20 protein-coding genes, 1 tRNA gene and 1 pseudogene are annotated in these 19,445 nt (G+C 73.3%); 2 read left to right on the forward strand and 20 right to left on the reverse strand.

What is annotated here, in order from left to right; translation table 11 throughout:
• The 8 genes and pseudogenes from Acit_RS12115 to Acit_RS12150 form a co-directional block, all read right to left on the reverse strand.
• Positions 1-1,827: pseudogene (locus Acit_RS12115) on the reverse strand (PQQ-binding-like beta-propeller repeat protein); the annotation flags it as partial.
• Positions 1,828-1,895: 68 nt separating this feature from the next.
• Entirely contained in the window at positions 1,896-3,302 is a 1,407-nt protein-coding gene (locus Acit_RS12120) for an NAD-dependent malic enzyme (RefSeq protein ID WP_248109312.1), read from the reverse strand.
• 4 nt (positions 3,303-3,306) lie between these two features.
• Positions 3,307-4,557 (reverse strand): glycosyltransferase family 4 protein, encoded by a 1,251-nt coding sequence (locus tag Acit_RS12125; RefSeq protein WP_248109313.1) that lies wholly within the window; start codon positions 4,555-4,557, stop codon positions 3,307-3,309.
• Positions 4,554-5,543, reverse strand: a complete 990-nt coding sequence (locus Acit_RS12130; RefSeq protein WP_248109314.1) for a methyltransferase domain-containing protein — start codon at positions 5,541-5,543, stop codon at positions 4,554-4,556. The genes Acit_RS12125 and Acit_RS12130 overlap by 4 nt, the downstream gene beginning before the upstream one ends.
• A 22-nt stretch (positions 5,544-5,565) precedes the next feature.
• A complete protein-coding gene (locus Acit_RS12135; RefSeq protein ID WP_248109315.1) occupies positions 5,566-6,936 on the reverse strand; it encodes an ABC transporter ATP-binding protein in 1,371 nt (456 codons plus the stop codon).
• A gap of 1 nt (position 6,937) precedes the next feature.
• A complete protein-coding gene (locus Acit_RS12140) occupies positions 6,938-7,924 on the reverse strand; it encodes an ABC transporter permease (protein ID WP_248109316.1) in 987 nt (328 codons plus the stop codon).
• Positions 7,921-8,586, reverse strand: a complete 666-nt coding sequence (locus Acit_RS12145) for an ATP-dependent Clp protease proteolytic subunit (protein ID WP_248109317.1) — start codon at positions 8,584-8,586, stop codon at positions 7,921-7,923. Before Acit_RS12145 ends, Acit_RS12140 begins: the two co-directional genes overlap by 4 nt.
• Before the next feature lie 98 nt (positions 8,587-8,684).
• Positions 8,685-9,227 (reverse strand): universal stress protein, encoded by a 543-nt coding sequence (locus Acit_RS12150; RefSeq protein ID WP_248109318.1) that lies wholly within the window; start codon positions 9,225-9,227, stop codon positions 8,685-8,687.
• Between the two features lie 114 nt (positions 9,228-9,341).
• On the opposite strand from Acit_RS12150, the gene Acit_RS12155 reads away from it, so the two are divergent.
• Positions 9,342-9,426: transfer RNA gene (locus Acit_RS12155), tRNA-Leu, on the forward strand.
• Here the strand turns inward: Acit_RS12155 and rdgB are convergent.
• The 8 genes from rdgB to Acit_RS12195 form a co-directional block, all read right to left on the reverse strand.
• Complete coding sequence (gene rdgB, locus Acit_RS12160) at positions 9,405-10,064, reverse strand: RdgB/HAM1 family non-canonical purine NTP pyrophosphatase (protein ID WP_248109319.1); 660 nt, start codon at positions 10,062-10,064, stop codon at positions 9,405-9,407. The genes Acit_RS12155 and rdgB overlap by 22 nt on opposite strands.
• The gene (gene rph / locus Acit_RS12165; protein WP_282436910.1) at positions 10,061-10,795 is read right to left on the reverse strand and encodes a ribonuclease PH; all 735 of its coding nucleotides are present in this window, start codon (positions 10,793-10,795) and stop codon (positions 10,061-10,063) included. Before rph ends, rdgB begins: the two co-directional genes overlap by 4 nt.
• A gap of 41 nt (positions 10,796-10,836) precedes the next feature.
• A complete protein-coding gene (locus Acit_RS12170; RefSeq protein WP_248109321.1) occupies positions 10,837-11,601 on the reverse strand; it encodes an MBL fold metallo-hydrolase in 765 nt (254 codons plus the stop codon).
• On the reverse strand, positions 11,589-13,073 hold the full coding sequence (gene murD / locus Acit_RS12175) for a UDP-N-acetylmuramoyl-L-alanine--D-glutamate ligase (protein WP_248109322.1): 1,485 nt from the start codon (positions 13,071-13,073) through the stop codon (positions 11,589-11,591). Before murD ends, Acit_RS12170 begins: the two co-directional genes overlap by 13 nt.
• A complete protein-coding gene (locus Acit_RS12180) occupies positions 13,063-14,463 on the reverse strand; it encodes a MurL-like N-terminal domain-containing (RefSeq protein ID WP_248109323.1) in 1,401 nt (466 codons plus the stop codon). Before Acit_RS12180 ends, murD begins: the two co-directional genes overlap by 11 nt.
• A 12-nt stretch (positions 14,464-14,475) precedes the next feature.
• A complete protein-coding gene (locus Acit_RS12185) occupies positions 14,476-15,423 on the reverse strand; it encodes a PLP-dependent cysteine synthase family protein (RefSeq protein ID WP_248109324.1) in 948 nt (315 codons plus the stop codon).
• A 15-nt stretch (positions 15,424-15,438) separates the two neighbouring features.
• Positions 15,439-15,714, reverse strand: coding sequence for a ubiquitin-like small modifier protein 1 (locus Acit_RS12190; protein WP_248109325.1), 276 nt, complete (start codon positions 15,712-15,714; stop codon positions 15,439-15,441).
• 128 nt (positions 15,715-15,842) lie between these two features.
• The gene (locus tag Acit_RS12195; RefSeq protein ID WP_248109326.1) at positions 15,843-16,289 is read right to left on the reverse strand and encodes a M67 family metallopeptidase; all 447 of its coding nucleotides are present in this window, start codon (positions 16,287-16,289) and stop codon (positions 15,843-15,845) included.
• Between the two features lie 41 nt (positions 16,290-16,330).
• Between Acit_RS12195 and smpB the strand changes: the two genes are divergently transcribed.
• On the forward strand, positions 16,331-16,882 hold the full coding sequence (gene smpB, locus Acit_RS12200; protein ID WP_248109327.1) for an SsrA-binding protein SmpB: 552 nt from the start codon (positions 16,331-16,333) through the stop codon (positions 16,880-16,882).
• 19 nt (positions 16,883-16,901) lie between these two features.
• On the opposite strand, the gene Acit_RS12205 is transcribed toward smpB, so the two are convergent.
• From Acit_RS12205 to Acit_RS12220, 4 genes are all read right to left on the reverse strand, one after another.
• Entirely contained in the window at positions 16,902-17,195 is a 294-nt protein-coding gene (locus tag Acit_RS12205; RefSeq protein ID WP_248109328.1) for a hypothetical protein, read from the reverse strand.
• Positions 17,196-17,260: 65 nt separating this feature from the next.
• Positions 17,261-18,694, reverse strand: coding sequence for a DUF4331 domain-containing protein (locus tag Acit_RS12210; protein ID WP_248109329.1), 1,434 nt, complete (start codon positions 18,692-18,694; stop codon positions 17,261-17,263).
• A gap of 89 nt (positions 18,695-18,783) precedes the next feature.
• Positions 18,784-19,077 carry a twin-arginine translocation signal domain-containing protein gene (locus Acit_RS12215; protein WP_248109330.1) on the reverse strand — a complete coding sequence of 98 codons (294 nt, stop codon included), beginning with the start codon at positions 19,075-19,077 and terminating at the stop codon, positions 18,784-18,786.
• Positions 19,078-19,156: 79 nt separating this feature from the next.
• A partial coding sequence (locus Acit_RS12220) for a hypothetical protein (protein ID WP_248109331.1) occupies positions 19,157-19,445 on the reverse strand: 289 nt, incomplete at its 5' end.

The following is a 19,445-nucleotide window of genomic DNA, read 5'->3' on the forward strand; positions in this document are numbered from 1 at the left end:
CCCCCCACCATCAGCCGTCGGCACCAACCCCACCACCCGAACCCCCCCAGGCGGCCGCTCCGACGCCGGCAACCCCGGCACCGACCCGAAAAACCGCGCGTCCCCGTAGCTGAACACCCCACCGTCCGCCCCTACCAGCCAGTACCCCCCACCACCAGGGGCCGCCGCCATCCCCACCACCGGCGCCGCCAACGACACATCCCCCGCCGAGCCACAGAAGGGAAGGTTGCCGAAGGTGAAGACCCCGCCGTCGGCCCCGACGAGCCAGTACCCCGAGGGGCTGCTCGGGGCTCGACAGGCGCTGCTCGAGGGGCCCGGGCTCGGGGCGGGTGTGGCCGAGGGCACGCCGACGGCCCCGGTGAGCTGCGGGTTGTCGTGGAACTGCGGCCAGGCGCCGAGCTGGTCGACGCTCGCCCCGTTCGAACCGGGGATCTCGTAGTGGGTCACGACGCTGCCGCCGGCCACGTAGCCGGCGAGGGTGATGCCGATGGTGCCGTTCGGGTCGTCGGTGATGAGCGGCGCGTTCTGGAAGCCCACCCCCGCCGAGAGGGTGGTGAGGACCGCGCCGGTCCGGCCGTCGAGGACCACGACGCCGTCGGTGGTGGGCGCCAGGACGTCTTGGTAGCCCTGGCCACTCAAGTCAGCGGTGACGACCGAGCCGATGACCCGGCCGACCTGGGTCTGCCAGAGCACAGTGCCCGTGGCCCCGTCCAGGGCGTCCACGTCGCCGGTGGTGCCGGTGTCGGTGCCCTCGACCACTTGGAGCTGCCCGTTGCCCTCGACGTCGGCCAGGGCCGGGCTGGAGGTGGTCGCGCCGGGGAGCGTGACCTGCCAGGCCAGCTGGCAGTGGGGGGTCATGGCGATGAGCGCATCGGTCTGGGAGGCCCCGGCGTAGGTCTGGCCGGTCCCGGCCACGATCCCGAGGGCCCCGCCGCCCAGGAAGGGCCCGACCGCCGGGGAGGACTGGACGGTCTGGTCGGTATTGAGCTGGCAGACCAGTCCGTCGTTCGGTTCGGGCTGCCCGGCGTTGCCGGTGGCGGCCAGGATCCGCAGATGGCCCCCGTTCTGGTACTGCTGACCGTAGGAGACGCCGGCGGTGGAGTCCCCGCCCTCGACGATCTGGAGCTGCCCGTTGCCCTCGACGTCGGCCAGGGCCGGGGTGGTGAAGTTGCTGTCCGCCTGGTACCAGGGGAAGCCGGGGAGCAGCTGCCCGGTCCCGGCGGTCAGGGCGTCCTCCTCCTCGCCGAGGGACCCGGCCACCACGCTCAGCTGACCCTGGAGGTCGCCGACGGCGAGGGACGCCTGGACCCCGTTGTGGGGGTCCGGGTCGGTGGGGGGGTTCGACTCCTGCACGAACCACTGGTCACCGCCCGTCGGGCTGATGGCCTGGTAGCCGCCGGCGAAGGGCTCGCTGGCGTTCCCGCTGCCGACGAAGACCGTGTCGTCGGGGCTCCCCGGGGTGGTCGGGGCCACCGAGGGCGTGGAGTCCACCGGGGCTCCCGCGTTGTAGGTCCAGACTCGGGCGCCACTGGCCAGGGAAAACGCGTAGACGTACCCGGCCCGGTCGCCGACGACGACCGCCGGGCCGCTGGGCAGTTGGGCGACGTTCGGCGACGACAAGGCGATGGGTTCGTTGCCGTCGGGGATCTGGACGCTCCAGACCTCTTGAATCGGGGGCAGGCTGCCGGTGCTGGCCGTCAGGACCGCTGACGCCACCCGTCCCGGCGGAGCACTCCCGAGCGCGCCGTGGGGAGCGCCAGCGACGACGAGCGCACCGAGGGCGAGGACCGTTCCCGCCGCTGCCCGTCGCCGCTGCGGTGCCCGCACGATGCCCTCCCCTCCTGCCAAGACCGCTGCCTGGCCGCTGGCCGTGCTGTCGTCGCTCCCGGAGGGCGCTACGCGTCGGCCCGGATCACCCCATCGGCCACGGCAGCGTGGGCCACCGCCTTCGCCACCGCTGGTGCCACCTCGCGGTCGAAGACCGACGGGACGATGACCGTGGGGGCCAGCTCGTCCTCGGTCACCCGGGACGCAATCGCCTCGGCCGCAGCAAGCTTCATCCCCTCGGTGATGGCCGTGGCCCGGGCGTCGAGGGCCCCGCGGAAGATGCCCGGGAAGCACAGGACGTTGTTGATCTGGTTCGGGTAGTCGCTCCGTCCGGTGGCCACCACCGCCGCCAGCCCCTCGATCTCCTCGGGGAGCAGCTCGGGCGTCGGGTTGGCCAGGGCGAAGACGATCGGGTCCTTGGCCATGGTGGCCACGTCGTCCCGGCTGACCACCTCGGGACCCGACACCCCGATGAAGACGTCCGCCCCGGCCAGGGCCTCCCCGACGCTGCCCCGCTGGCGATCCGGGTTCGTGTTCGCGGCCAGCCAGGCCTTCTCCCCGCCGAACTCCTCGCGGCCCTCGTAGATGAGGCCCTTGCGGTCCGCCACCACGATCCGGCCCACGCCCGCCCCGGCCAGGATCTTGGCGCTCGCCACCCCTGCCGCCCCTGCCCCGGCGATCACCACGCTGAGGTCCTCGATCTTCTTGCCCACCACCCGACAGGCGTTGCGCAGCGCTGCCAGCACGACCACGGCGGTGCCGTGCTGGTCGTCGTGGAACACCGGAATGGACAGCCGCTCGGCCAGCTTCGCTTCCACCTCGAAGCAGCGGGGGGCAGCGATGTCCTCGAGGTTGATGCCACCGAAGACAGGCTCGACCGCCGCCACCGTCTCCACCAGCTCGTCCACGCTGGAGGCCCGCACCGGCAGCGGGAAGGCGTCGACCCCGCCGAACTCCTTGAAGAGCTGGGCCTTGCCCTCCATGACCGGCAGGGCGGCCTCCGGCCCGATGTTGCCCAGGCCCAGCACTGCCGTCCCGTCGGTCACCACGGCGACGCTGTTCGCCTTGACCGTGTAACTGTGCACCAGGCTGGGCTGCTCGGCGATGGCCAAGGAGACCCGGGCCACGCCAGGGGTGTAGGCCATGGCCAGATCGTCCCGGTTCAGCAGCGGGGCCTTGCCCCGGACCTCGATCTTGCCGCCCTGGTGCAGCCGGAAGACCCGGTCCTCCATCGACCGGACCCGCACCCCGGCAACCCCCTCCGCAGCCCGCCGGACCTGCTCGGCGTGCTCCGGGTCGGCGGTGAGGACCGTGATGTCCCGCACCACGACGTGGGCGTCGACGTCCACGAGGTCCACGCCGAGGAGGTTGCCACCCACCTCCCCGATGGCGGTCGTGAGGCGCCCGAGCGTCCCGGGCCGGTTGTCGAGCTCGACCCGCAGGGTCACCGAGTGCGAGACGTTCGGGCTGGCCATGGCCTCACGCTAGCGCTTGGGCTCGGCGCCCTCGGGCAAGCTGGTCGGCGCGCTCCGACGACCCTCGACGACCCTTGCCCCGGGCGAGGACCCCCTCGAGGAACGCCAGGTACCGGTCGATGAGGACCGGCCAGCGGTAGTGGCGATCGACGTAGGCCCGACCGGCCTGCCCCAGGGTTCGCCGGAGCCCGGGGTCGGCGAGGAGGCGCTCCAGGCCCACCTCGAACTCCTCGTAGCTGGTGAACCAGAGGCCGCCGCCGGCGTGCTCGCAGTGCTCGCGAGTGGGTCCGCAGGTCCCGTTCACCATCACCGGCACACCGAGCGTCCAGGCCTCGAGGACCACGAGGGAGAAGGACTCGAGGGCCGACGGGGAGACCGCCACCAGGGCGTCGGCCACGACGTCCCGCTTGTCCTGCTCGTCGAGGACCCCGGTCACGACGACGTCGGAGTGCGCGGGCACCTCGGCCGCGACCGGCCCGACGAGGGCCAGGGCGAGGGGCCCGGGGTGGCGCTCCTTGTAGGCGGCGAAGAAGCGGGCCAGCATGACCGAGCCCTTGTGCTCGTCGACCCGCCCCACCGAGACCAGGTAGGGACGGTCGCCCAGACCGAGGACCTCGCCTCCGGGCCGCCGAGCGGGGGGCGGCGTGGCCACGCCCAGGCCGAGCACCAGCTGCGGGGTGGCGGCCGTCTCGGGGTAGACCTGCTGCACCAGCCGACGTTCGGCCTCGGTGTGGTAGCAGAGGGCGTCGGCCGAGGCGAAGGTCCGACCGAAGACCGGCAGGTAGAGGGCGGGCTCGTCGTGGGCCGCCGGGTGCAGGACCGCGGGCATCGGGACCCGCCCGATGGCCCGGACCGTCGGGTAGTAGAGGTAGGGGTAGAAGCAGACCACGTCCAGGTCGCTTCGGGTCAGGGCGTCCACCAGGGCAGGGACCACCGGCCCGTTGAGCTGGACCCAGCGCTCGGCCTCCTGGAGGCTGGCCTCCCGGGGAGCCAGCCGGAGCCGACCGTCGAGACCGTAGAAGGCGGCGGATCGCCCGGCACGGCTGGGGAATCGCCGGACTCGGACCCCGTTCAGCTCGCCCACCCCCGGCGGCAGCTCGTCCTTCCAGGTCAGGTGGTCCAGCGCGCAGGTCGTGAAGACCTCCACCTCGACCCCGTCCCGGGCCTGGAGGTGCTCGGCGAGCATGCGGGCGGCGCTCTCTGCGCCGCCCATGATCTCGGGCCCGTAGCGGGGGGTGACGAAGCCGACCTTCACCGGGCGCCCTGCCCCCGCGCCCGGGCCAACACGAGGAGGTCCATCCCCGCGGGGCCTTCGCGCACCTCGGCCGCCACCTCGAGGCGCCGGCACAGCGCCTCCCAGCCGACGGTCCGCAGGGGGCGGCCAGGGGCCAGGTCGACCTCCCCGGGAGCCTCGGGTCGGTCCCACGCCGCGGGGGTGGCGGCCTGGATGGCCAGGAGGCCCCCCTCCTCGAGGGCGGCCAGGGCCGCCTCGAGGGCCTGGTGCCGCTGAGCCGGGGCCATGCCGTCGAGGACCCCGCTGAGCACCACGCCGCCGAGGCTGGCCGGGGCGAGACCCCGAAGGTGCTCGGCGACGTCCTCGGCCCGCACGTCGACCCGACTGGTCCGCTCGTCGACCCGGGGGTCGACACCGTAGGCGTCGCAGCCCCGTTGCCCGAGGGCCTCCACGAGCCAGCCGTCGCCGCACCCCCCGTGGAGCACCCGGCCCGGGACGCCATCGAGGGCGGCCAGCACCGGCGCCACCCACCACCCATCCACTCGGTGGGTGCCCGCCAGGTCCAGCACCGGCGCCGGACCGGGTGCGACCAGCTCGAGCTCCCGGTGGATGGCCTGCAGCTCGCCGTCGACCACGTGGAGGGCTCGGCTGACCGCGGCGGCGAACTGGCTCACCTGGTGGGCGACGAACCCGACGTACCACTGGGTGGCGCTCCGGATGCTCCGCTTCAGGGCGCTGCCACCCGCCTTCTTGGAGGCCACCGGCACGACGGGGTCCACGAAACTGCGCGCGTCGACGTGCCTGAGCACGTCGGCCAGCCGCTGCCCCTTCGCACCCACCGGGGCGTGCCGGGCGAAGAGCTCGTCGAGTTCGGCCAGCTCACTGGCCTGCAGTCCGCCCTCGACCCGGCGCCGGGCCGCCTCCTGGTGCACTTCGGCCATGACCCGCCGCACCAGCTCCTGGGCGTGGTCGCCTTCGGGCTCGGCGACCAGGCGTTCCTCGACCACGCTTGCCTCCGCTCGTCGCTGCTCAGCGGGCCTCGGCGCCCGCCACGGCGGCGGGACCACCCGCTTGCTCCTCGACCTCGAGGAGGACCTCGGCGGGAAGGGCGACCATGCCGCTGCCCCGTCCGGGGTACATCACCTCGAACTGGCAGGCCGGCTCCCGCCAGTCGTAGAGCCGCCCACCGAGCCGGTTGGCGATTCCGGCCGCCACCGTGTAGGTCCCGTCCAGGAAGGGGAAACTGGCGAAGCGCACCTCGACCACCCCGCGGCCCGGGGGCAGGTCGAGCGGCTTGTCGAGGATGGCTGTGTCGGTCCGCAGCAGCAGGCCGTCGTTGGCGTCCCGGACCTCCACGCTCACCACGGCCCCCTCGACCGGCTCCCCAGCCTCGTAGAACACCTGCACGCTCAGAGGCCCGCCGGTCACCAGGTAGGGCTTGTCCTCGGCTCCGGGCTGGCGCACCTGGACCTCCCGGATCCGGACCGGCCCGCCGGCCCGCAGCGGGCTCCCTGCCTCGACCCCGTCCGAGGCCGGTGCCGGGGCCGACGGCTCGGCCTCGGGACCTGCCTCGGCCTCCTCGGGCGCGGCCCCTCCTGGCACCCCGGCCGGCTCGGCCCCAGCGCTCCCGGCGGCAGGGGCCTCCTCCGCCCGGAGCGGACCGTCGGCGGCGAGCAGGGTCTCTCGGAAGATCCGGACCATCTCGCCGGGAGCCCCCAGGCCCACCATGGCCCCGTTGTGCAGGACGACGCCCCGGTCGCAGATGGCCCGCACCTGGTCCGGGGAGTGCGAGACGAAGAGGATGGTCCGTCCCTCCTCCTGGAACTGTCGGATCCGCTCCATGCACTTGCGCTGGAAGCGTTCGTCCCCGACGGCCAGGACCTCGTCGACCACCAGGATGTCGGGGTCCACGTTCACCGCCACGGCGAAGCCCAGTCGGACGTACATGCCCGAGGAGTAGAACTTCACCTGGTTGTCGATGAACTGTTCGAGCTCGGCGAAGGCCACGATGTCGTCGAAGACTCGGTCGATCTCCCGCTTCGACATGCCGAGCATGGAGCCGTTCAGGTAGATGTTGTCCCGCCCCGACAGCTCCTGCTGGAAGCCGGCTCCCAGCTCGAGGAGGCCCGAGAGCTTGCCCCGCACCACGACCCGGCCCGACGTGGGTTGCAGGACGCCGCAGATGCACTTCAAGAGGGTCGACTTGCCCGAGCCGTTGCGACCCAGGATGCCGACGGTCTCGCCCTCGTGGACCTCGAAGGAGACGTCGCGCAGGGCCCAGAGGTCCTCGTAGGGGACCCGGCCGGCGTGGATCACCCGCTCCTTCAGCGAGGTGTACTTCTCGTGGTAGAGCCGGAACCGCTTCGAGACCTGCTCGACCGAGACGACGGTGTCGCCCACCTCAGAGCTCCTCGGCGAAGTTCCCGGCCAGCCGCCCGAAGACCACCATGGCCACCCAGAACAGCAGCAGCGAGAACCCCAGGACGGCGGCGTCCATCCAGAGGTAGGTCAACGCGCCCCAGGACGGCAGGAGGTGCACCTGGGGGTGACCCGGCGTGGTCAGGGCCACGAGGCCCGGCCGGTTGTAGAGCACCCGCTGGAAGGTCATGACCATGGGGGTGACCGGGTTCAGGAAGTAGACCCACTCCAAGCCGTGGTGCTGGAGCTTGCTGGCGACCGACTCCTGGAAGGAGTAGACGATCGGGCAGGCCCAGAACCAGGCCGCTCCCACGATGACCTCCACCAGGTGCTGCATGTCCCGGAGGTACACCGTGATGGAAGCCAGCAGGACGGCCAAGGCCGAGGCGAAGACCAGCAAGGGCACCATGGCCACGACGAGGAGCCACAGCAGGTGCCAAGCGGGCGGGGCGTCGAGGGCGACCATGAAGATGACCATGACGCACGCCTGGAAGAAGAAGAACACCCCCGCCGAGCCGATGGCGGCCAGCGCGAGGATCTCCCGGGGAAACGCGACGCGCTTGACCAAGCCGGCGTTGGCCACCACCACGCCGGTGGCGGTCTGGACCCCGGTCTGGAAGAGGTTCCAGAGCAGGAGTCCCGAGAAGAGGAAGATCACGAAGTTCGGGATGCCGTTCTTCAAGATGACCTGGAAGACCAGCACGTAGATCCCCAGGGTCATGGCCGGGGACAGCAAGGACCACAGCAGCCCGAGGAAGGAGCTCTTGTACTTGACCCGGATCTCGGTCCGGACCATGTTGACCAGCAACTCCCGCGCCTGCCAGATGTCGAGCAGCCGCTCCCTGACCGGTTTGCTGGCCGAGACGACCCGGACGACGTCGCTGCGCACTCGTCGGGGCCGGGGGGCCTCCTCGGCGGGGGGCTGCTCCTCGGCACCGGCTGGCACCGAGGTCGTGCCCAGCGTCGTCACCCGGCGCCTGCCTCTCCCCGCCCGGCCTGCTGACGGGTCGGCTGGATGACCCGGTCGATGAACCCGTACTCCAGGGCCTCCTCGGCGGTGAACCACCGGTCCCGGTCGGAGTCGGCCTCGATGCGCTCCACCGGCTGCCCGGTGTGGAAGGCGATCCGCTCGGCCATCATCCGCTTGAGGTAGACGATCTGCTCCGCCTGGATGGCGATGTCGGCCGCCTGGCCCTGCATCTGCCCCGAGGGCTGGTGCATGAGGATCCGGCTGTGGGGCAGGGCGAACCGCTTGCCCGGCGCGCCTGCACAGAGCAGGAACTGGCCCATGGAGGCCGCCAGCCCCAGGCAGATGGTCGAGACGTCGCAGCTGACGTACTGCATCGTGTCGTAGATGGCCAGGCCGTCGGTGACCGAGCCGCCCGGGGAGTTGATGTAGAGGGCGATGTCCCGCTCGGGGTCTTCGGCGGCCAGCAGGAGCAGCTGGGCGCAGACCAGGTTGGCCACCTGCTCGTCGATGGCCGTCCCGAGGAAGACGATCCGCTCCTTCAGCAGCCGCTGGAAGACGTCGGCCGAGGCCTGTTCGGGGAGGCCACCGGAGCGGCCGACGACGGGGAAGCCCGGAAGACCGTCCACCCCGACCTGCGTGAAGGGCTGCTCGCTCGCTGCCATGGCGCAGAGGCTACCCGGCTGGCCGGCCCCGATCGGCGACGGGCCACGACCTGGACGCGGACCCCGGTGGCGCGGGACCGCTCCGGCTGCGGACCCGCTCAGTCGGTCCGGACGATGAGGACGTCGCAGGGGGCGTGGTGCGAGACGTGGTTCGGGACGCTGCCGAGCACGAAGCGGGTCCACGAGCGCATGCCCCTGGACCCCACCACGACCAGGTCCGCCGGCAGCTCGCCGGCCAGCCGGACCAGTTCGGCCGCCGCGTCACCGCGGCGAGTGAGCACGGCGACCTCTCGAGCGCCGGCTTCCCGGGCCAAGCCGGCAGCCCGGCGGACCACCTCCTCGGCCTCGGCCGCCCGGGTCACCCGCCAAGCCAGCTCGTCGACCGGTCCGGGCGGCACGGGCTCCTCGGCGGCGACCAGCTGGCCGAGCACGCCGCCGGCCACCGCCGGGCTCGGCCCCTGGCGGCTGTAGACGCAGCAGATCGTGAGCCGGGCGCCGAGGGACCCTGCCAGGCTGGCGGCCCGCCGGACCGCCTCGCTGGCCGTCGGGGACCCGTCGGTGCCCACCAGGACGTGCCGCCTCGGCAGCGGCCGCAGCACCCCGGTCGGTGCCGGGTCCCTCCTCGGTCGGGGTTCAGGCACGGCTACGCTCTAGCAGGCCTTCCTCGAGCTGGCCAAGAAGGCCCCCCTTCCCGGGGGGTCGTCCCGGGGAGCCGGGGGGGGTGCGAAGCGCCGGCCGCCTGGACAGCGAGCCACGCGGGCGTGGCGGAATGGGTAGACGCGCCGGGTTTAGGTCCCGGTCCCTTCGGGGGTGGAGGTTCAAGTCCTCTCGCCCGCACCAGCCGGCCCGGGTCCTCCCGGGTCGGCCCGGAACTGCTCGAGGAGCCGGGCCAGGGCCCGGCCTCGATGGGACAACCGGTGCTTCGCCGAGGCATCGAGCTCGGCGAAGGTCCGGCCTCCCGCCCCGGCGGGCACGAAGACGGGGTCGTAGCCGAAGCCGTTCTGTCCCCGGGGCGTGGGGGCGATGGTGCCGCCGACCTCGCCCCGGCCCAGGAGGCTCCGCCCCTCGGGCCAGCGCAGCACGACCACGGCGACGAACCGCGCCGCTCGGTCCTTGGGAGCGGTCGCTCCTCGTGCTGCCAGCTCGGCCAGCAGCTTGGCCACGTTGGCCTGGTCGCTGGCCTCCGGCCCTGCGTAGCGGGCCGAGTGGATGCCCGGCGCGCCTCGCAGGGCCGCGACCTCGAGGCCGCTGTCGTCGGCCAGGGCCGGCAAGCCGGTGGCCACGGCCAGGGCCGTCGCCTTGGCCTCGGCGTTCGCCTCGTAGGTGTCCCCGTCCTCGGGCACCGGCGGCACCGCCTCGGGCCGAGGCAGCAGGGTCAGGAGGCCCGGGGCGAGGCGCTCGGCGAGCTCGGCCAGCTCGGCCGCCTTGCCGGGGTTGGCCGTGGCCAGGACGACCCGGAGGGGTTCGGATCCCCTCACCGCCGGGGTGCTGGCGGCTCGGCCAGGACCTCGGCTTGCTGCCGGAGCAGCACCCCGATGGCCTCGGCGGCGCCCGTCAGGAGCTCGTCGAGCTCCCCCCGGCTGAAGGGTGCGCCCTCCGCCGTGCCTTGGACTTCCACGAAGCGGCCCGAGCCGGTCATGACCACGTTCATGTCCACCTCGGCTCGGGAGTCCTCGGCGTAGTCCAAATCGACCATGCAGACCCCGTCGACGATCCCGACCGAGACCGCGGCCAGGGTGTCGGTGAGGGGGTGGCGGACCAGCAGGCCGGCTTGGACCTGCCGGGTGAAGCAGTCGTGGAGGGCCAGGTAGGCGCCGCAGATGGCCGCCGTTCGGGTCCCCCCGTCGGCCTGCAGGACGTCGCAGTCCAGCGTGACCTGCTGCTCGCCGACCGCCACCAGGTCGGTCACCGCCCGCAAGGACCGGCCGATGAGCCGCTGGATCTCCTGGGTCCGCCCGGACTGGCGGCCCCGGGCCGCCTCCCGGCTGACCCGCTCCCGGGAGGAGCCGGGCAACAAGGAGTACTCGGCGGTCACCCAGCCCCGACCGCTCCCCCGCAACCAGGCCGGGACCCGCTCCTCCACCGAGGCGGTGCAGAGCACCTTGGTCCGGCCCATGCTGACCAGCACCGACCCGGGGGCGAAGACCGTGAAGTCCCGCTCGAAGCGGACCGGCCGGAGCTCCCGCAGGGTGCGGCCGTCGGGCCGCAGGACCCGGGGGTCGACTGGCTGGTGGAGGTCCCCGGGCCCGCTCACAGCGAGTACCCCCGGCCCGGGACGGCCTGGCCGACCGGGCCGCCGAAGGCCTCCTCGGCCTCCTGCCGGATCGCCTCGGCGGGCAGGGCCGCCCAGCGGTGGGTGATCACCAGCCGCCGGGCTCCGGCCGCTCGGGCCATCCGTCCAGCCTGTCGTCCGCTCAGGTGCACCCCGATCCGCTCCTCCGCTGCGCTGTAGGTCGCCTCGCAGAGCAGGAGGTCCAGGTCCCGCCCCAGCGCCGACGCCGACCAACCCGGGCCGGTGTCGGCAGAGTAACCCAGGCGGCGCCCGGGGGCCTCGAGCCGCAGCGCCAGGGTCTCCGGCTCGTGGTCGGTCCGGACGAAGCCCAGCCGCAGGGGGCCGACGATGGTCTCGGCCCCGTCGGCCACCGCCGTCCACGCCAGCGCGCCGCCGCCCAGGTGGCCGAGCTCGGCCACCACCTCGGCCGGGGCCAGGACCGGAACCGGGGGGTCCTCTGGACGGTGGGACCAGCGGGCCTGTTCGGCGAAGCCGGCCAGGTCGCTCGTGTGGTCCCGGTGGCGGTGGCTGAGCACGATCGCACTGAGCCCGTCGGGGGCCATGGCCCGCTGGAGGGCAGCGAAGGTCCCCGGCCCAGCGTCGACCCACACGGCGGTCCGGGTGGGCCACCAGCGCACGAGGTACCCGGATCCCGCGCCCGCCCCGACCCCGGCTCGCTGGGGGTCCAGGCCCCCCGGGCCGGCGTGGGAGCCGTCGCAGCCGAGCACCGTCAGGGTGAGCACCGACCGCTCCCACGATCGTGGCGTTGGGGGAGACCCTTGGCCGGCGGTCCGAGTCCGAGGGCCGTGGCCGCTGCCACCAGCCGAGCGCTGCGGCTGGCGTAGGACCCTTCCTCGGGCGGGGTGGGCGCCGCCGGCGAGAAGAGCACCACCGCTTTGCCGCCGTCGGATCGACCCGCCACCAGGGAGCGGGCCCGCTCGAGGGCCAGGGCCAGCGCGGCTTCCAGGTCCGGTGCCCTCTCGGTCCGGACCCCTCCGGCCCGGGCGAGGGCGGCCTCCAGGCGAGCCCCGGCCGGGCCGAGCACGACGACCTCCACCGGGGCCCGGCGAGCCCGCAGCGCCTCGACGAGGGACTCGAAGGGCACCTGGCGGTCAGCACCGCCGGCCAGGAGCACGAGGGGTCGGTCCTCGAAGGTCTGGAGGGCAGCCACGGTCCCCGCCGGGTTCGAGGCCAGGGCGTCGTCCACCACTTCGACCTCGTGGTCCTCGGCGACCGTGGCCAGGCGGCTCGGGAGCGGCGGCAGGCGCCCGAGGGCCTCCTCGAGGGCCGCCGGCTCCGGCAGCCGACCCACCAGGCAGGCCGCGCCGGCCAGGGCGCCGACGAGGTCGAGCAGCTGGTGGCGGCCCCGGAGCCGGGCCGCCCCGGCGGCGGCCTCGGCCGGAAGGTAGGGCCGACCCTCGACCAGCAGCCAGTCCCGTCCACCCGGACCGGCGCCGAGCCCGAAGCGGTCCTCGGGCCGGCCGTAGCCGAGCCGCCCAGGCAAGCCGCCGGTCGCCGCCCAGGCGGCGGGGTCGGTGGCGTTCACTGCCACCGCCATGCCTGGCCGGTGGGCGAAGAGGTTCAGCTTGTCGGCGACGTAGCGCTCGTAGCTGCCGTGCCAGTCCAGGTGGTCGGGGGCCAAGAGGGTGAGGACGCCCACCCGGGGGGAGGCCCGCAGGTCGGCGGCCTGGAAGCTCGAGACCTCGAGGACCACGGCGTCGACCGCCACCCCGGGGGCCGGCAGCTCGCTGGCCGGCACCCCGATGTTGCCGCCCACGGCCACCCGCAGGCCCAGGGCCCGAAGGACCCCCCCGGCGAGGGAGGCCGTGGTGCTCTTGCCCTTCGACCCGGTTACGCCGAGCACCGGGCCGTCGCCATGCTTCTCGAGCCAGAGCCCGAGCAGGGTGGTCACTTCGACACCGGCGGCCCGCAGGGCCTGGAGCTCGGGGCGCCGGCAGGGCACCCCCGGCGAGCGCAGCACCACGTCCACGCCGAGCTCCGCGAGGCGCCTCGGTGCCAGGACCGGCCCTTCGCTCCGGCCCAGGGCCACGGCCCCGTCCTCGGCGCCCGGGGCACCGGGGTGGTCGTCCACCACCACCACCTCGGTCCCCAGCCGCTCGCAGAGGGCCACGGCGGCCCGGCCCTCCCGCCCCCGACCCCAGACCGCCACCCGCCGGCCCGCCAGTCGGGCGAAGCCCCGTGGCTCACGCCCCACGGCGGGCACCGGTCGCCCCGAGGCCGACCGCCTCCCGGACCGCACCGAGGACCGCCTCGAGGGAGGCGGGGCGCCACGGCCACGGCCCACTCGCCTCGGCCAGGGCCCGGGCCCGGGGCGCCAGCTGGGCCACCACCGACGCGCCGGCCCAACGGGGCTGCTCGGCCAAGGCAGCCAGGGCAGCCGCCGACTCCCCTCGGGTCCCGACGCACTCGAAGGGCTTGTCCTCGGGGTCCAGGAGGGCGGCGAAGCCCGCCAGCTGGCTGGGGTCGTCGAGGAGGTTCCGGCCGAAGATGCCGGCCAGCTCCTCGGGGGGAAGGTTGGGCGCCAGGGCCAAGAAGACGAAGCGGCACTTCGGGCAGTCCCCGCACCAGCGGTCCTCGGCCCCCGCCACGAAGGCCCGGTTGCAGCTCAAGAAGGCCCGGTGGTACTCGGGCAGGGCGGCGAAGGCCGCCGCCACGTCGAGCTCCGGGACGGCCCGCAGGGCGGAGCGGACCGAGACGGCAGGACCGAGGGTCTGGACGAGGGCCGCCCCGAGGAGGGGCTCGAGCTCACGGGACTTGGACCACTGGTGGTTCACCGCAACGACCCGGCCATCGGGGCCGGCCACCAGCCGGGTCGGCTCGTCGGCCGAGGACTCCAGGGCCAGCACGGTCGTGGCGTACCCCAGGCGGTACCCGGCGGCGACGGCGACGAGGGCCACCACGGCGGTGATCGGCACGTGGCCGTTCCAGGCGCCTCGCTGGTTCAGGAGCAGCAGCTCGGGGTCGAGTCGCCGTCGGATCTCGACGAGCGGCAGGCCGGCGGCTGCCGCCACCCGCCGAGCAGCCGGCGGAGGGTTCACGGAGAGGAGCACCGGGTCGCTCTCCCGGAGGGCAGCGACGACGAGGGCGGAGTCCTTGCCGCCGCCCACCGGGATGCCGAGCCCCGACGGCGGCGGGGGCGGCGGCGGGCCCCCGGTCGGGCCCGGCTGCTCGGGGGATCGGCCCCCGGTCGCCCGAAACACCGGGGCCTGCTCCACGGGGAGACCGTTGCGGAGCTTCAGCTCCCGCAACCCCTGGTCGTAGACGGCTTGGGCCAGCCGCTCCACGGCAGGGCCCAGCGCCGGGCCCTGGACCTCGACGACCGGCGGCAGGGCTGCCTTGTAGTAGCTGACGCCGGCCACCAGGTGCACGAGGCGGAGGGCCGCCAGGAACCCCTCGTCGAGGGCCGGGTCGGCGACCCGCCGCGGACCGAAGTCGAGGTGCTCGGTGAAGCGGGGTCCGTCGTCGAAGCGGTAGTGGAGCTGGGCCCGTCCGCTCTCGGGGTCGGCCTCCAGCTGCTCCACCACGAAGACCTGGACCCGTTCGGGTTCGAAGGCCGGCCCGCCGGTCGGCGTGGGACGCTCCACGACCCGGGCAGCTTAGAAGTAGATGGTCTGGCGGGCCCGCTCGACCACCACGTCGAGGTCGTCCGTCCAGGCGCCGGTCGAGAGGTACTTCCACCCCCCGTCGGCCGAGACGATCACGATGGTGCCCTCGTCGATCTGCTCGGCGCACCGGGCGGCACCGGCCAGGGCCGCCCCCGTGGAGATGCCGGCGAAGATCCCCACGTCGGCCAGCCGGCGGGTCCACTCGATGGACTGGCGGGGCCCGATCATGGTCTTGCGGTCGAGCAGCTCGGGCCCGCCGAGCTCGAGGAAGATGGGGGGGATGTAGCCGTCGTCGAGGTTCCGCAAGCCGTCGACCATCTCCCCGGCCGGCGGCTCGACTGCCCAGACCTGCACCTTCGGGTTCCGTTCCTTCAGGAACCGGCCCACCCCGAGCAGGGTGCCCGAGGTGCCCAGGCCGGCGACGAAGTGGGTCACCTCGGGGCAGTCCCGCCAAATCTCGGGCCCGGTCCCCTCGTAGTGGGCCTTCGGGTTCGCCTGGTTGGCGTACTGGTAGAGGTAGACCCACTCGGGGTGCTCCTCGTGGATCCGGTTCGCCAGTCGGACGGCCCCGTTGGAGCCTTCGGCCCCGGGGGACTCGATGATCTCGGCCCCGAAGGCCCGGAGCAGTTGGCGACGCTCCTCGGAGACGTTGGCCGGCAGGACCACCTTCAAGTGGTAGCCCTTGACCCGGCAGACCAGGGCCAGGCCGATCCCGGTGTTGCCCGAGGACGGCTCGACCAAGGTGGCGCCTGGGGCCAGCTGCCCCTCCTTCTCGGCTTCCTCGACCATGGCCAGGGCGATGCGGTCCTTGACCGATCCCCCCGGGTTCTGCCCCTCGAGCTTCACCAGGATCCGCACCGCGGGGTTGGGGCTCAGCTCGCTGACCTCGACGAGGGGGGTGTTGCCGATGAGGTCCAGGACGCTGGAGACCAGTGCCACGTCGCGCTCCTCGCCTCAGCCTCCGGCCACCGCCGGCAGGATCGACAGGGTGTCGCCGTCGTTGACCTTCGTGTCCAGCTGCTCGAGGTACCGGACGTCGTCGTCGTTGAGGTACACGTTGACGAACCGGTGGAGGCCGCCGTCGGCGGTCAGCACCTGCTCGGCCAGTCCCGGGAAGGTGCTGGCGAGCTGCTGGAGCACCTCCCCGACAGTGGCCCCTTCGACCTCGACCACGGCCCTGCCCCCGGCGGCCGCCCGCAGAACGGTCGGGAGACGGACTTCTACGGCCACGGGCTCCTCCTCCAGCTCCTGGCGACCTGGCGCCGGCACCGCCGGTCGCGCCTGTCCGCCCCGGGCGGGCGGCGAATGTCGAGAACTCCGGTCGGTATTCTACCGGCCCGGTTCCCGGACGTGCTCCGTCACCACCACCGGCTCCTCGACCACCTCCCCCTTATGGATCCGGTAGGAGCGGACGGTGGGGAGCTCCTGGCGACGTAGTGCCACTCGGGATCCGGGGCCTGCTGGACGTCGGTGGCCGAGGGGTAGGCCTCGGTGTGGGTGTGGGAGTGGAAGACGCCCACGACGGCCAGGCCCTCGGCCTCCGCTGCCCGTTCGGTCCGCAAGTGGGCCCGAGGATCGACGGTGTAGACGCGAGCTGACGCCGCCACGTTCGCCGTGGGCACCACCCGGCGGACCTCGCCCGTCCCCGGCGCCCCGACGAGCAGCCCGCACCCCTCCTCCGGATAGGCCCGCAGGCAGTGGGCCACCATGGTCAGCCATGCCGACCGAGGCACCTGCAAGCCCGCCCACGCCCCCCCGGGGGGCACCGGGGGACCGGTCAGCGAAGGGCTGCTCGGATCGGTCACGGCCCGCACCGTAGTCGCAGGCCACCAGTAGCATGCCGGCCGTGGCAGCGGGCCGGGCCAAGGGGTCGAAGAGGTCGGCGACCGGCCACGGCAGCGACGGCCTGCGGACCGTGGCCCGCAACCGCCGGGCCCGCCACGACTACGACATCCTCGAGACCCTGGAGTGCGGCATCCAGTTGCGGGGCAGCGAGGTGAAGAGCCTTCGGGCCGGTCGGGCCTCCCTCCAGGACGCCTACGCCCGGGTCGAGGACGGGGAGCTCTGGCTGCTGGGGGCCCACATCCCCCCCTACGACCACGCCTCGGGGTTCGGCACCCACGACCCCGACCGCCGGCGCAAGCTCCTGGCCCACCGTCAGGAGATCGACGAGCTGCTGGGCCGGACCCAGCAGCAGTCCCTGACCTTGGTCCCCCTGGCCATCTACTTCAGGGACGGTCGGGCCAAGGTCGAGTTGGCCCTGGCCCGGGGTCGACGCCTCTACGACAAGCGGCGAGCCATCGCCGCCCGGGACGCCGAACGGGAAGCGGCACGCGAGATGGCCCGGGCGGCGAGCTGGTCGGCCGGACGGGCCAGCCACCGCTACGACGGCGCCTGACCAGCCCCAGGAAGGCTGGTCAGACCGGGTCGTCGTCGGGCCAGCGCACCTCAGCGAGGCCCTCGTCGACCAGCACCTCGACCACCGGACCGTCCTCCAGGTGGCCGACCACGGCGAGATGGTATCGACCAGGGGCAAGCCCGCCGAAGAAGGCCGCGTACCGGGGTCTCGTCGCCAGCTCCCGGCGCCGGACCGCCACATGCGAACCGTCCCAGGCGGCCCCTGCTGGCCAGATGGCCAGCTCCCGACCCTCGAGCGCCGGGGGGACCCAGACGACGAGGGCTCCCCGGCCGGGACCCACCTCGACGAGCACCGAACCCGCCTGGCTCGGCCCGTACCGCTCCGCCGCGGGCACCGGGGCTGGTCGTGGCTGCCGGCTCAGCACGAAGAGGAGGCGGGGACGTCGAAGCCGCTGTGGGGCACCCCCAAGTAGGGGAAGCTCGAGAGGTAGTTCTCCGTGCCCATGGCGCTGAGGTCCGTGGGCCCCGAGGTCAGGCCCATGCTGATCTCGCCAGCCGCCTTGTCCGGGGTGTAGCTGGGGTCCACCAGCGGGATGGTGGCGCCGGCCACGGCCCGCAGCTCGATCGTCGCCACGTCGTCGAACACCCGGCGGCCGTTCGGGAAGCCGGCGGGGTCACCACCGATGAGGCCCAGGTTCGAAGGGCTCGAGGCCGGCGGGATGGCGAGGTTGAGGCGCAGCATGTCGGCCTGCACCGAGCCTCCGGAGTTCTGGAAGCCCTTCACCACCCCGTTCGGGATGCCCGTCAGGAGGATCGCCACCAGGTCGTCCCGGGCCTTGCCCGACTGATTGAAGGCCTGGAGGTTCGGGAACACCCCCGGGTAGAGCACCGGCAGCAGCTGCGCCAGCTGGGGGTTCGCCACGTACTGCGCGAACTGGGCATCGTCGACGGGCTGCTGGGAGTTCCAGTAGTCCTTCTTCGTGATCGGGACCAGGACCTCGTTGAACAGGGGGTTGCCCAGCCGGGAGACCTGGACCCAGGGGCCGGTGCCGTTCACCGTGCCTGGGGTGGGCTCGTAGATGCGCACCTTCTGCCGGTAGGCCGAGGCCCAGACGCCGATCACCGAGCTCGGGCTCGTGGGGTCGCTCGGCACGGTGCCGCTCGCCGTCACCTGCGAGATCGGCAGCTGGATGGCGATGGTGTGCACGTTCACCATGTCCGTGGCGTTCACGCCCGGGGCTGGACTGGACAGACCCGTGTTGGTGAGCCCGAACATGTTGTGGAGGTTCTCGAAGGGCCGCAGGTCCCCGAGGTCGAAGATGGCCCCCAGGTCCACGTAGAAGCCCTCGGCCCGCTGGCCGGCGAAGACCGTCACCCCCGAACCGAGCTGCTGGACGGCAGCCTGCGCGAGCGAGGCGTAGTTCGGGGTCGAGAGCGGGCCGATGTTGCACGGCGGGCACGGCAGATCCGTACCGAGAACCGTGGCCTGGCCGCTCGGCAGGTCCACGCGGGTGACGCTGTAGGTCTGGACCCGGTTCCAGTTGCTGCTCGTCAGGGACTCGATCGGGCCGACGTTGTAGAGGAAGCTGTCGGGGTCCCGGTAGGTGGTTTGGAACCGGAACTGGAAGACGATCTCGGGCTTGCCGTCGCCGTTGTTGTCGACGTTGATGGCGTAGAGCACGTCGTCCCCGAAGGCGTAGAAGTTCGGGCCCCCGTCGGGTCCCTCCAGGGGGATGTAGTTGGAGATCAAGGTGACCGTGTCGGGCTGGTCGGGACTCACGAAGGCGTAGACGTCGGTGCTGTCGGCGACCGGGTCCTTGGAGATCTCGGGGGCTTCACGATGCGATGACATGGCTTCCTCCTTCTCGACCCCCTCTGGGGTCGCTGCAGCGATGGTTGGGTTACGGGACGTGGGGAGTCGACGACCCTCGGTTGCGGGTGTCAGCGGGCGGCGGCTCGCAGGAGCCGACCGACCAGCTCGGGATCCCTGGTCGTGATCCCGGTCTCGCCGAAGTAGAGCTCGATCTCGCCGCTCGCGGCATCAGTGATCCGGGCGACCAGGGGCTCACCCACCGCGGGCAGCTCCTCGGCCAGGGTCGGCCCGGCTTCCTCGGCGCCGCCGCTCACGGCGCCGAGGACGGCGGGGGCCACCGTGGGCAGGGCGCTCAGGGCGCCGACGGCCGCCACGGCGGCCGTCCCCCCCTTCAGGAAGGTCCGTCGATCGAAGCGACCCATGGTGCTCCTCTCCTCTCCGCTTCCAGTGAACGGCTGGCCGCCGGGCTGGGACCGGGCAGGCAGTCGGGGTCAGGAGACCTCAGCCGATCGCTCCCGCCGCCCCGACGATCGGCGCTTCCAGGCGGACGCCGCCCTCGGAGCCCTCGAAGGGCGCGTCCCCGAAGCTGAACACCCCACCGTCCTGAGCGATCACCCAGTAGCCGAGGCCGTCGGGGCTGGCCACCACGCCGACCGCCTGGTGGCCAGGGGCGAGCCGGATGCCCAGTCCGGGCACCGAGCCGTAGAACCGGGCGTCCCCGAAGCTGAACACCCCACCGTCCCGGCCCACCAGCCAGTAGCCCCCACCATCAGGGGTGGCCACCATGCCG

Source organism: Aciditerrimonas ferrireducens (genome assembly GCF_023130475.1).
GTDB lineage: Bacteria > Actinomycetota > Acidimicrobiia > Acidimicrobiales > UBA8190 > Aciditerrimonas > Aciditerrimonas ferrireducens.